The 12,515-nt window shown below is 43.8% G+C and carries 16 protein-coding genes; 6 read left to right on the top strand and 10 right to left on the bottom strand.

All coding sequences use genetic code 11. The annotated features are described in order from the left end of the window. Positions 1 to 89: 89 nt before the first annotated feature. The 8 genes from purF to FTT75_RS08965 form a co-directional block, all read right to left on the bottom strand. Entirely contained in the window at positions 90 to 1,625 is a 1,536-nt protein-coding gene (gene purF, locus FTT75_RS09000) for an amidophosphoribosyltransferase (protein ID WP_005096582.1), read from the bottom strand. A gap of 24 nt (positions 1,626 to 1,649) precedes the next feature. Beyond that, the gene (locus FTT75_RS08995) at positions 1,650 to 2,231 is read right to left on the bottom strand and encodes a CvpA family protein (RefSeq protein WP_005096581.1); all 582 of its coding nucleotides are present in this window, start codon (positions 2,229 to 2,231) and stop codon (positions 1,650 to 1,652) included. A 5-nt stretch (positions 2,232 to 2,236) separates the two neighbouring features. Further along, complete coding sequence (locus FTT75_RS08990) at positions 2,237 to 3,238, bottom strand: quinone-dependent dihydroorotate dehydrogenase (RefSeq protein WP_180049987.1); 1,002 nt, start codon at positions 3,236 to 3,238, stop codon at positions 2,237 to 2,239. A gap of 90 nt (positions 3,239 to 3,328) precedes the next feature. Continuing rightward, a complete protein-coding gene (gene gspM, locus FTT75_RS08985; protein ID WP_100355082.1) occupies positions 3,329 to 3,808 on the bottom strand; it encodes a type II secretion system protein GspM in 480 nt (159 codons plus the stop codon). Beyond that, a complete protein-coding gene (gene gspL / locus FTT75_RS08980) occupies positions 3,808 to 4,947 on the bottom strand; it encodes a type II secretion system protein GspL (protein WP_180186278.1) in 1,140 nt (379 codons plus the stop codon). The genes gspM and gspL overlap by 1 nt, the downstream gene beginning before the upstream one ends. A 29-nt stretch (positions 4,948 to 4,976) precedes the next feature. Further along, on the bottom strand, positions 4,977 to 5,432 hold the full coding sequence (gene sixA / locus FTT75_RS08975) for a phosphohistidine phosphatase SixA (protein WP_005096577.1): 456 nt from the start codon (positions 5,430 to 5,432) through the stop codon (positions 4,977 to 4,979). A 78-nt stretch (positions 5,433 to 5,510) separates the two neighbouring features. Continuing rightward, a complete protein-coding gene (locus FTT75_RS08970; protein ID WP_074382969.1) occupies positions 5,511 to 6,584 on the bottom strand; it encodes an NAD(P)H-dependent glycerol-3-phosphate dehydrogenase in 1,074 nt (357 codons plus the stop codon). A gap of 33 nt (positions 6,585 to 6,617) precedes the next feature. Beyond that, positions 6,618 to 7,199 (bottom strand): nitroreductase family protein, encoded by a 582-nt coding sequence (locus tag FTT75_RS08965; protein ID WP_005096574.1) that lies wholly within the window; start codon positions 7,197 to 7,199, stop codon positions 6,618 to 6,620. 264 nt (positions 7,200 to 7,463) lie between these two features. Here FTT75_RS08965 and FTT75_RS08960 point away from each other — a divergent pair, with 264 nt between their 5' ends. Beyond that, positions 7,464 to 7,841, top strand: coding sequence for a hypothetical protein (locus FTT75_RS08960; protein ID WP_005171568.1), 378 nt, complete (start codon positions 7,464 to 7,466; stop codon positions 7,839 to 7,841). A 58-nt stretch (positions 7,842 to 7,899) separates the two neighbouring features. Here FTT75_RS08960 and rhlB read toward each other — a convergent pair whose 3' ends face one another. Both rhlB and FTT75_RS08950 read right to left on the bottom strand, forming a co-directional pair. After that, on the bottom strand, positions 7,900 to 9,051 hold the full coding sequence (gene rhlB / locus FTT75_RS08955; RefSeq protein WP_005096570.1) for an ATP-dependent RNA helicase RhlB: 1,152 nt from the start codon (positions 9,049 to 9,051) through the stop codon (positions 7,900 to 7,902). Positions 9,052 to 9,152: 101 nt separating this feature from the next. Beyond that, on the bottom strand, positions 9,153 to 9,368 hold the full coding sequence (locus FTT75_RS08950; protein ID WP_004280099.1) for a cold-shock protein: 216 nt from the start codon (positions 9,366 to 9,368) through the stop codon (positions 9,153 to 9,155). A 385-nt stretch (positions 9,369 to 9,753) separates the two neighbouring features. Here FTT75_RS08950 and FTT75_RS08945 point away from each other — a divergent pair, with 385 nt between their 5' ends. The 5 genes from FTT75_RS08945 to FTT75_RS08925 all read left to right on the top strand — a co-directional run bounded on the left by FTT75_RS08945 (position 9,754) and on the right by FTT75_RS08925 (position 12,508). Beyond that, positions 9,754 to 9,987, top strand: a complete 234-nt coding sequence (locus FTT75_RS08945) for a sulfurtransferase TusA family protein (protein WP_227523618.1) — start codon at positions 9,754 to 9,756, stop codon at positions 9,985 to 9,987. Between the two features lie 136 nt (positions 9,988 to 10,123). Continuing rightward, positions 10,124 to 10,993 carry an RNA polymerase sigma factor RpoH gene (rpoH, locus tag FTT75_RS08940; protein WP_005096567.1) on the top strand — a complete coding sequence of 290 codons (870 nt, stop codon included), beginning with the start codon at positions 10,124 to 10,126 and terminating at the stop codon, positions 10,991 to 10,993. Between the two features lie 119 nt (positions 10,994 to 11,112). Next, positions 11,113 to 11,478: a DUF423 domain-containing protein gene (locus FTT75_RS08935; protein WP_180186277.1), complete on the top strand. Its 366-nt coding sequence runs from the start codon at positions 11,113 to 11,115 to the stop codon at positions 11,476 to 11,478. A 35-nt stretch (positions 11,479 to 11,513) separates the two neighbouring features. Continuing rightward, positions 11,514 to 11,711 carry a sulfur carrier protein ThiS gene (gene thiS, locus FTT75_RS08930; protein ID WP_100329788.1) on the top strand — a complete coding sequence of 66 codons (198 nt, stop codon included), beginning with the start codon at positions 11,514 to 11,516 and terminating at the stop codon, positions 11,709 to 11,711. A gap of 14 nt (positions 11,712 to 11,725) precedes the next feature. Then, complete coding sequence (locus tag FTT75_RS08925; protein WP_180186276.1) at positions 11,726 to 12,508, top strand: thiazole synthase; 783 nt, start codon at positions 11,726 to 11,728, stop codon at positions 12,506 to 12,508. Positions 12,509 to 12,515: the final 7 nt, after the last annotated feature.

Genomic DNA, 12,515 nt, shown 5'->3' with positions numbered 1-12,515 from the left:
GTAGAACCCTAGTTAAGATTATTTTCAATGGGTTCATCATAAAACAAAAAAGCGGGAAATTCCCGCTTTTTCATGATGATTTTAAGCGCTTAGACTTCACGTACGCCAGTTAAATCCACAGAAGCTGCATCGATATTCACATCGATGTAATTCCCTTCTTTCATGGCACTGTCACTACGTTTTTGCTGTAGATCATCCAGATACTGCGCATCAATACCACCCGCGACATAAACGCCGTCAAATACCGAACAGTCAAAATCTTTCAGATCTGGCACTTTGGTGGTTCGAACTGCATCTTTTAAATCTTCCAGATCCTGGAACACCAAACGGTCTGCACCAATAATTTCACGAATTTCTTCAACGCTACGATCTGAGGCAATTAGCTCTGATTTTGCCGGCATATCGATACCGTACACGTTTGGATATTTCACCATCGGTGCTGCGGAAGCAAAGAAGACTTTTTTCGCACCAGAATCACGTGCCATCTGGATAATTTCATTACAGGTCGTACCACGCACAATCGAGTCATCGACCAATAGTACGTTTTTACCCTTAAATTCAAGCTCAACCGGGTTCAGTTTTTGACGTACCGATTTTTTACGTAGTTGCTGACCTGGCATAATAAAAGTACGACCGATATAACGGTTTTTCATGAAACCTTCACGGAATTTCACACCCAGCATATTGGCAAGTTCCAATGCAGAAGTACGTGAAGTATCCGGAATCGGAATCACCACATCGATATCATGCTCTTCACCCCACTCGCGCAGAATTTTTTGCGCCAGCTTCTCACCCATTTTCAGACGTGCTTTATACACCGAGATTCCATCAATAATGGCATCCGGACGGGCAAAATACACATATTCAAAAATACATGGACGATATTCAGGATTGCTCGCACATTGCTTGGTAAAGAAATTACCTTGTAAATCGATAAATACCGCTTCACCTGGCTGAATATCACGCTCAACTTTGAAGCCCAGCGCAGTAATCGCAACCGATTCAGAAGCTATGATATATTCCATGCCCTGTTCAGTTTCACGTGAACCGTAAATCAGTGGACGGATACCATTCGGATCACGGAAGCCCACCAGACCTTGTCCGGTAATCATTGCTACCACACCATAAGCGCCTTTACAACGCTCATGCACACGTGTTACCGCATGGAAAATATCTTCCGAAGTCGGCACCAATTTGCCATGTTTTTGCAATTCATGCGCTAGCACGTTTAGCAGCACTTCTGAATCAGAATCCGTGTTCATATGACGCAAGTCAGTTTTGAACAGGTCATCGTGAATTTCTTCGGCATTGGTCAAATTACCGTTATGCGCCAAGGTAATTCCATACGGCGAGTTCACATAAAATGGCTGTGCTTCTGCACTGCTCGATGAACCGGCTGTTGGATAACGCACATGACCAATCCCGTAATTTCCTTTCAAGGCACGCATATGACGGGTATGAAATACATCACGCACCATCCCATTGTCTTTACGAAGGAACAGACGCCCTTCATCACATGTCACGATCCCAGCTGCATCTTGTCCACGATGTTGTAACATCGTTAATGCATCAAACAACATTTGGTTAACGGGTGATTTACCAGCTATACCAACTACTCCACACATAGCAACCTCGCAGACAAGCTAGGATTAATAAAAAGGATTATTTGTAGACTCATCTGCAGCTCCAGATTTGGACGATGTTTCAGATGATACAGCTGAAGGTTTCGATGTCCCTTCAGGCTTGATATGTTGTAGTGCGCCATTCGCGGCGTCTTTCGACATTTGAGTCGCCCAAGGCGCATAAGGCAATAAGGCTTGAATAAACTTGGACTGTTTCCAGTGCGGTGAGCTTTCTACCCATGGGCCAATGCCTTGCATGGTAATCAGTACAATCAGCAAGCCTTTCAGGCTACCAAAGACACCACCTGCCAGACGGTTAAGCGGACCCAGTTTAAGACTCTTTAAAATACGGTTTAAAAGCGCAGTGACGATCCAGGTCAGAACCACAATTAACAGGACGATAAAGGCGAAGGCTGCTATCTTTTGTACGACTGGATCTGTACTCAGAGCAACCATAGACGGCGCAAGTAGCGTTGAATATTTTGCCGCAACAATCAGGGCAAAGATCCATCCCACTAAGTTCGCAAAGGCTTTAATAAATCCTTGACGCAAACCGTTGAGCCCTCCAATGAGCAAGATAATCAGCAGAAAGATATCAATGGCATTCATAGGATTTAAAGTGCGTCTACACAATCTTTTACAAGTTCAGGTCCAGTATAGATGAGGCCACTATAAACTTGTACAAGGCTGGCACCTGCCTGTTTCTTGGCAACAGCATCTGCGCCTGAAAGAATACCACCCACACCAATCAAGGGAATTTGTCCTTTTAACACCTGAGCAAATGCAGCCAGACATGCGGTACTTTTCTCAAAGACTGGCGCGCCAGATAGACCACCTGCCTCCTCTGCATGCGCCAGACCTTCCACCCCTTCACGTGACAGTGTGGTATTGGTCACGATCAGACCATCAATCTTGAATTGCAGTAACTGCTTGGCAATAAAGGCAATATCGGTTTCGTCCAGATCAGGCGCTACTTTAAGGACCAAAGGTACATAATGCTGGTATTCCTGCGCCAATTCAAGCTGACGGTTTTTCAATGTTTCAAGCAGTTCGGTCAGTGCATCACCACTTTGCAGGCTGCGCAGGTTTTTGGTATTGGGAGAAGAAATGTTGACGGTAATATAAGAAGCATAATTATAGACTTTTTCTAAACAGATGAGGTAATCATCTACTGCTTTTTCTACCGGAGTATCAGCGTTTTTACCGATATTGATACCGAGAATGCCTTTAAATTTGGCCGCTTTGACATTTTCAACCAGCTGATCCACGCCATCATTGTTAAAGCCCATACGGTTAATAATAGCTTTGGCCTGCGGCAGACGGAACAAACGCGGATGAGGGTTGCCTGCTTGCGGTCGCGGCGTAATGGTACCAATTTCAATAAAACCAAAACCTTGACCAGCAAGGGCATCAATATAAGCACCATTTTTGTCTAAACCTGCCGCAAGCCCTACTGGATTGGGAAATTCGATTCCCATACAGGTTACAGGTTTTGCAGTAACATTTTGACGCATCAAGCCCATTTTATGGGATGATTTTAATAGTGATAGTGTCAGCTCATGTGCACGCTCTGGTGCTAAAGAAAACAACAAAGGGCGGGCTAGAGAATACAACATATCTAGAAAAGTCTACTGCTTTTTAAGTCGGCATATTATAGGCATAGGCTGACAAAAAAACCATGCTTTGCAAATCTTTATTTTTACCGTTTATTGCACGGTCGCGGTTAATTTAATCTGTCCTGCTTCATTATTTAGTTCCATTTTCTCAACACTTAGACCCATTTGTGCCAGTTGAGTCAGGAAGTTTGCCAAAACTGCATAATTTTCATGCATGACCGCCAATTGAATTTTTCCATCTATTTGCTGGGATGCAACCGAAAGACCTTGTTGCTGTGCCACCCGCTGTACTTTCTCTGCGGCATCCAGCTGCATGTCTCCAGCAGGCTTTATGGTGACTGCATTACTTTGCATCCAGACAATGGTATCTTTCAGCTGATTTAAACGTTTCTGCTGGGTGTCTGCTGCCTGATGCATATACCAGAGTGCTGAACTGACCGCAGCCACAACTACAAAAATAGTGGTAAAAATCACCAATACCCGTTCACGTGCCGAGAGACTGTCCAGATAATCCCTCAGTTTTTCAAAAGATTGATCCATGCGATTTTGTAGCGCTTCGATGGCTTTCATTATTGCACCCTCACCAGCCCAATGGCACCTGTTCCGCTGGCCTGAATATTCCCCAGCTCCACTTTAAAGCCTTGCTGACTCAATTGCTTGGTCAATGCATTTAGCATATCTGATGAATTGGCTTTAAGCTCCATACTCAACACAGACGCATCATAATTGATCCGTTGTGCCACAATCTGGTTCTGCATCAAGACTGGTCCAATCCGACTAATCAGCTGTAATGCCTGTGTATCGGCGATCTGGCTTTGACGCAACTGCCCTTCAAACTGGCTTTTGATATTCTGCTCAGTGACCGGATAATTTTGCCCAAACCAGTACTTGAACTGATCAACGGCCTGTGCAGTGGTCTGATTTGCCACTTTTTTATATTGATACCAGCGCACCGCATCATAACTAAACTGTAAGACTAATATGCCCAGAAATACAGCTGCGCATGCTTTCCAGTAACCGGAAATGGCACCTTCAGATTTAGCTTTGGGCAATACATTAAACGCATGTTGTTTGGGTTTTTTCAATACAGGAAGGACATACTGAAAAGATTCTAACTGCTCCTGTGTGACCAGTGCTTCTAGGCTACTTAACTGATCCTGATTCAGATTACTAACTTTATAATGCAAATCTTTGGGCTGATAATCCAGATACAGACTCAGATCATCCAATGACTGGCCGATATATTCTGCCTCTCGTACCAACAAGCGCCCACCAATTTGGGTAATCACCCGCTGATTGGCTTCAGGAACCGGCAGCACCAAAAAGTCTGGCAGCAAAGCCGCCAGCTTGACGGGAATCAGGTTGAGAGAATACTGCAAGGTCTCGAGGGTAGAATTCGCAATCCCCATAATACTGACCTGATCAGGCTGCTGAAAATAATGCAGCACTTTCATGGCATCGACGGGCAGCACCACATATTCTTCAAGCAGATACTTGATGCCCTCATTGCCCATTTTTTTATATTGGCTCTTGGGCAAAGTCTGCTGCAAAATTTGCACATGACGGCTCGGGAAAAACACTACTGCTTCTTCGCCATGATGAGCCTGAATCTCCTGAATCAACTGCTCAAGTGTGGCCGCAGTGTTCCAGAATTCCCCAGTTGACCATTGCCAAACCCCATTGGCCTCAGGCATCCATAAATACAACATCGATTGTGTACTACCGTTTTAATTGGTTTTTATAATGTAGGAATAAAACTTTTAACTGTTGTCGACAAACCCGCGGCAATGACTGGCTGCGCATAGATACGTGCTTCTGCCAATGCATAGGGATGAAAAGACTCCGCCAGCAAAATAGAAGAAATGTGTGCCACCACATTCATATGACACACCACGGCAATCGATTCATAAGGCAGTTGCGACAACCATTCAACCGCGACCTTGGCATCATCATCGGGTTTAATCGCATTACAGATCACCACGGGTACATCTTGAAAATACTGCTGCAGATGAGCCAGGGTCTCTTGTGCACGCAATAAGGGACTGACCACAAACACTTCAGGTTTAATCATATTTTTTAAGAACTGTGCAGTTTGCTCAGCCTGCTGATGACCACGCTCCGTCAATGGACGCTTGCTATCATTGCCATTGACTGGTGGAGCAGCCTCACCATGTCGCACTAAAGTCAGTTGCATTGGATTTCCTTATTTTCTTTTGCCTGCATGATAACTGGCCAATATGACAATTCACATACAGTCCCTTTGTGTTATAGATCAGACTTGATGATGTGGCAAGACAAATTCCACATCACTGCGATGACCGTTTTTCATCAATGACAATGCAATGCTGAGTGGTGGTGCACCTTCAAAAATCACATCATACAAGGCAGAAGTAATTGGCATATAGACATCCAGTTCTTCGGAACGCGCCTTGACCTGTACGATGGTATTGATCCCTTCTGCAGTTTGACCCAGTTCAGTAGTAGCCTGCTCCAAAGTCTTGCCTTTGCCCAAGGCAAAACCAACCTGATAATTACGACTCAGCGGACTGCTACAAGTCGCAAATAAATCACCCACACCGGAAAGCCCGAGGAAAGTCAGCGGATTCGCGCCCAATTTTACCGCAAAACGGCTCATTTCGGCCAGTGCACGGGTCAGGATCATACTCTTGGTATTTTCACCCACGTTATACGCGGCTGCCATCCCCATCGCGACGGCATAAATATTTTTTAAGGCACCACCGAGTTCTACACCATGTACATCATCACTGGCAAAAACACGGAACAAGGCACTATGTAAGGCTTGCTGTACGGCATAACGTACCAGCTCAGACTCGCTGGCAATCACGGTTCCTGCCGGCTGACCTGCCACAATTTCCTTGGCGAGATTCGGTCCGGACAACACTCCATAAGGCACTTCTGGCAACACTTCCCGAATAATATCACTCATGAAGCTAAAAGTTTTGGCTTCAATCCCTTTGGTGAGTGAAATCACGGCTTGTGAGGTGATAAAAGGCTTGATTTGTTGCAGGACATCCCGAAAAGAATGACTTGGAATCGCGACTAAAATAATATCGCGATCACGCACAGCCAGTTCCAGATCCGACACAGCCAGTAAGTTTTCTTCCAGCTGGAAATCGGGCAAATAACGTTTATTGATATGCGTGGCATTAATATCTGCCGCAACGGCTTCGTCACGAATCCAGATCATGGTATTACAACCATTACGCACTGCAGTATTGGCCATTGCGGTACCAAAACTGCCCCCACCCAACACCGTGACTCTTAAAGCGGTCTTATGATCGACTGCAACCGGCTCGACCAGTGCTGAAAAATTTAATTCTGACATGTTATTTTTTAATACCCTGTTATACCGTGCAAATTAACCGTTCTGATTCCAATAACTTACAAAATTACTGGTCTGAATCTCTGCGCGTGCTGGAATTGCTTTTGCTGCAGTGCCAATATAAATAATACCCGAGACCAAATCATCTTTTGAAATTCCTAATGCCTGCTTAAACAGGCCAGACTCGACTACAGCACCACTGCGCCACATGGTCGAGAAACCCTGAATCTGGAGTGATAACAGAAAATTCTGTATGGCGGCGCCTGAACTGAGAATCTGTTCAAAATGTGGAACTTTAGGATGATCCTGCAAACGCGTTAAAGCCAGCACCAATAGTGGCGCACGGAATGGATGATTCTTGACCCGTTCAATCTGTGCCGTTTCAGTTTCACCCAGATCGACCAGTGCCTGAGACAACAGCTCCCCAAATGCTTCACGCTGTGCATCAGGTATCACCACAAAGGTGGTGGGTTTCAACCGATGATGATCTGGTGCTGTCAATGCCGCCTGAAAAGCCAGCTCCAGCTGTTCTGCATTCGGTGCCGGTGCCAGCAAATGTCCTATTGATTGACGTTGGTGAATATTTTGATGAACGATGTCGACCACGGATTCCGTCATTGCTTTGTAGATCTATACTTAAAAACTGTTTTCAAGATTAGCATATTCCAGCTGTAATACTCTATAAACTTCACCGCGACTTAGCCGCAAAAATTACTCAAGAACATTACAATATTTTTATTTTAATCAATGAAATACTCAGTTGAATTACTTTTTTAGCATAGAGTCACACTAAAAATTTCCAAACTTATACAACAGCTCCAAATTCTGTGCGCTTTACTATGCTCAAATAAGCTTAATTCTGTTTTCACCCGAGATTTTATCATGAAAAAAACAATTGCGATCAGCGGATTAGCAGCTTCAGCTCTACTTTTAACTGCCTGTGCTTCCAACCCAACCTCACTGGCAATTCAGAAAGAAAATAATCAGTTTGAGGTCACCGGATTAGGTAAAAATCAATTAACTGCCAAAAATAATGCCATTAATGCTGCCAGCAAAACCTGTGGTTCGAAAGCTACTGCGATTATTATCGATGAAAAGACGGGTTATAACGGGGCATTAAAAGGTGTCGTTGATGATCAGACTGGACAGATGATTCAGGCAGCAGCGACTGTTTTAGGTAATATCGCAGGCACCAATACCGGTTTAAACCAGAATGATGACTATCAAACCATTTTGACTTTCCGTTGTCAGGCCAAATAAGTCCAGATCACATGGTCATAAAAAAACCGCTCTTCAAGAGCGGTTTTTTTAATCTGGATTAGCAATAACCTTCCAGACGGGTCAAAGGCAATTTCTGTCCAATCGCCTTCTCAATTTCTGGTAGATAGAACGCATCATCTTCGGCAAGGAAACTAATACTCACACCACGTGTTCCCGCACGGCCAGTACGTCCAATACGATGTACATAATCATCTGACTGTTCAGGTAAAGTGAAGTTCACCACATGTGAAACACCATCCACATGAATACCACGACCCGCAACATCTGTTGCAATCATAATGTTGTGCTTACCATTTTTGAACTGGTCTAGCATTTTTAGACGCTTGTCTTGAGCAATCTCACCAGACAGCATGACCACCTTATAACCATCACGTTTTAAATGATCATAAAGCTTACGCACCTGATCACGACGGTTGGCGAAAATCATCACCTTTTCAATCGGCTCATCACGCAAGATTTCTTGCAACAGTTTATATTTATCGGCCTTAGCCACCATATACACCCGTTGCTCGACATCGGCATTGGTTTTCTTTTCCGGTTCAATTTCAACTGTGACCGGTTCAAATAACCATTGCTGGGCCAAATTTAGTACATCATAGCTGAATGTTGCAGAGAACATTAAAGTCTGACGTTGCTCCTTACGCGGCGAAAAACGCACAATGCGTTTCACTGAAGGAATAAAGCCCATATCGAGTAGACGATCCGCTTCATCAATGACCAGAAATTCAATCTGATCCAGCCAGACTTCTTTTTGCTCGACAAAATCGATCAAACGACCGGGTGTCGCGACCATAATATCGACAGGTGCTTTATTTAGTTGATTCTTTTGCTTGTCAAAATCTACACCACCCAGCAAAGTCACGACATTGAGACCGGCATATTTGGCCAGATCCTGTGCATCGCTTTCAATTTGCAGTGCCAGTTCACGGGTCGGTGCCAAAATCAGGGCGCGCGGTTCACCACGATAACGCTGTTCCTGAATCGGATTATTTAATAGATCATTCATGATACTAATTAAAAAGGCCGCAGTTTTACCGGTACCTGTCTGTGCACGGCCAATGGCATCATGTCCTGCCAGCGTGAATTTTAAAACCTTCTGCTGGATAGGCGTCATGGTGGTAAAGCCTAAAGCATCAATCGCTTTTTTTAGATTGGGATGTAAATTTAAGGTTTCAAAACCAGATGACATAAAGCGGTGCTCTACTTGGGTAATCACTAAGATGGGGATAGTATAAACAAAAAACGCCCCAAGTTATATTGGAGCGTTTTCTTTTTAGCTTAATCCGAAGATTAGTCTAATGGTTGAACTTCTTCAGCTTGAAAGCCTTTTTGACCTTTAACAACACTGAATTCAACGCGTTGACCATCACGAAGTGAACGGTGGCCGTCACCTTGGATAGCACGGAAATGAACAAATACGTCATCACCGCCGTTACGTTGAATAAAGCCGAAGCCTTTAGTATCGTTAAACCACTTAACTACGCCTTGTTCGCGAGCAGCTGTCATAAGTTAATCCTCATTGAAACTAAAAGAAGGACCACCCGGTGTTGCAAACAGCAGAGCAAACAAGTTTGAAAATATTATTTTTAAGCTTGTAATCATTCTGTAAAACTATCAACAAAATCCCGGTTACATCCATTTATGTAATAGGGTGAAAAACAATCACTTTGTTTATTCAAAGTCCCAAATACGCAACGAGCTTAACATGGGTTTATCACAATTAATAGATTTTTTTTAGCATGTTCTGTTTGATTTAGTTATTTTTTTCATGAAAATTGTCAAAAGACTTTATATCTTCTTTTAGATCCTGATTTTTATTAAAGCAGTTTGGTTCTATACGCTTCTTTGTTACTATTTATTGTCATTTTTTTGCTATATGAATGAAACCCTAATGTCGCAAAATCCAGAGCAGTATTGTCTTATCGATGCCATGGGAAAACCCTGCCCGATGCCGCTTTTAATGTTAAAACGGGCACTAAAGGCCGGTAATCAGAAAACTTTCTTGCTCAAATCCTCTGATCCACATAGTCAGACGGATGTCAGCCGTTATTGCCAGATTCATCAACTCAAGCTTGAATCAAGAAAAGTTTCTGATTCAGAATTTCACTACTTGATTGAATCTTAAAAATTTTCAATTAAACTGTTTATCTTAGTTTCGTATACTTTTTTACATTTCTCTACCCAAATATCCATTATTTGCGGAGAGATTGGATTAAGATAAAACCTATGTTTAGGGTTATCCCGCACTTCAAGGAGAACACATGAGTGACAGCCGCAATCAGTTGATGCCCCTGTCATTATCGGCGCCAGGGGTCAACCTCGGTGCTTATATCAGCACTGTCAATCAGATTCCGATTTTAACGGCCGAACAAGAAAAAGAGTTGGCTGAACGCTATTACTATGACCAGGATTTAGATGCAGCAAAAATGCTGGTCATGTCACATTTGCGTTTTGTGGTGCATATTGCACGCAGTTATGCAGGTTATGGTCTGCCACAAGGCGACCTGATTCAGGAAGGCAACCTGGGTCTGATGAAAGCTGTAAAACGTTTTGACCCGAATATGGGCGTACGTTTGGTGTCATTTGCTGTGCACTGGATTAAGGCGGAAATTCATGAATATGTGATCCGTAACTGGCGTATTGTTAAAATCGCCACCACCAAAGCGCAACGTAAACTGTTTTTTAATCTGCGTAGCCTGAAAAAATCATCGAAAAAGTTGACCCTCGCAGAAGCACAGTCGATTGCCAATGATTTAAATGTCACACCAGAACAAGTTCTGGAGATGGAAGGCCGTTTGACGGCATATGATGCTGCTTTTGATGCTTCCGGCGATGACGATGATGAAGGTTCAACTTATGTTGCACCGGCTTTATATCTTGAAGATAACCGTTATGATCCGGCCCGTCTGATTGAAAATGAGGATTATGAGGAACAAAGTACTTCTGCTCTGCACGAAGCCATGGATCAGCTCGATGATCGTTCACGTAATATCTTGCAGCGTCGCTGGCTAGACGATGAGAAATCAACCCTGCATGAGCTGGCCGCCGAATATAACGTTTCCGCGGAACGTATTCGCCAACTCGAAAAAAATGCCATGGAAAAAATTAAAGTGGCGATGTCCTCCAATTAACACCAAATTCTGTTATTAATTTAATCTGAAAAAGCCTTCATCAAAGAAGGCTTTTTTATGCCCGAATTTTGAATTTATGCTAAGGTTGAGCGCAAACTTTATCAGGAAGATCAATTCAAATGTGGGTTGCGATTTCAGCATTCAACTTGGCGCTTGCCGTGATGCTCGGTGCCTTTGGTGCACATGGTTTAAAAGCGCGCGCGACTGAAGCCCAGCTCGGCTGGTGGCAAACGGCAACGGATTATTTTTTCTATCATGCCTTAGGTTTGCTTATTCTAGCCTTGCTCGCGAAAGTCATTCCGACACTCCCGATTCAATGGAGTTTTTGGCTGATTCAGGTCGGTATTTTATTATTTTCTGGTTCACTGTATATCATGGCCTTGGGTTTACCACGTGGATTAGGCGCAATTACGCCAATTGGTGGTGCTTTAATGATTGCAGGATGGTTAATTCTGGCCTGGAATGCTTTAAAATACGCCAGATAAGTCTGAAAATCACTTAATCATGGAGGGTAGCTAGAATGATGATTTATATCAATGGCGAACAACAGGAAACTCACTGCAAGAATCTGCTGGAACTGATTCAGAGTATGGCGCTTGAGGGTAAGCGTTTTGCAGTTGAAGTCAATGAAATGATTATTCCTAAAAGCAAATTAGGCGATACGCCGATTTGCGATACAGACAAAATAGAAATTATTCACGCGGTCGGTGGCGGCTAATACTCGGGACAATTATGCAAGATTTATTACAGATTGGTTCACGCCAATTCCAGTCTCGCCTTTTGGTAGGCACAGGCAAATATAAAGATTTAAATGAAACTCAGCAAGCCATTCAAACCAGTGGCGCAGAGATTGTTACTGTCGCGATTCGTCGGGTCAATATTGGACAGCATCCAGATCAGCCGAATCTGCTGTCAGTCATTCCTCCGGAAAAATATACCATTTTGCCAAATACCGCAGGTTGCTTCGATGCCAATAGTGCCGTTCGCACCTGTATGCTGGCGCGTGAACTCCTTGATGGCCATAATCTGGTCAAGCTTGAAGTTTTAGGCGATGAAAGAACCTTATATCCGAATGTGACTGAAACCTTGAAAGCTGCACGTACCTTGATTGACGATGGCTTTGAAATCATGGTCTATACTTCGGATGATCCAATCGTGGCACAAGAGCTGGAAAGCATGGGCTGTGTGGCAATTATGCCTTTGGGCAGCCTGATTGGTTCGGGCTTGGGAATTCTCAATCCACATACCCTGTCGATTATTAAAGAAAATGCCAAAGTGCCTGTACTGGTCGATGCCGGTGTTGGTACTGCAAGTGATGCCGCAATTGCGATGGAACTGGGCTGTGATGGTGTACTGATGAATACGGCGATTGCGGCTGCACAGAATCCGGTACTCATGGCCTCAGCCATGAAAAAAGCAGTCGAAGCTGGCCGTGAAGCTTTTCTGGCCGGCCGTATGCCACGCAAACGTATGGCCAATGCCAGCTCGCCGGAAACTGGTTATTTCTTTAAATAAATCTCAT

It is taken from the genome of Acinetobacter sp. YH01008 (assembly GCF_013420435.1).
Lineage (GTDB): Bacteria > Pseudomonadota > Gammaproteobacteria > Pseudomonadales > Moraxellaceae > Acinetobacter > Acinetobacter pseudolwoffii.
The sequence above is the reverse complement of the archived record's forward strand: the minus strand, read 5'-3'. Positions and strand labels throughout refer to the sequence as shown.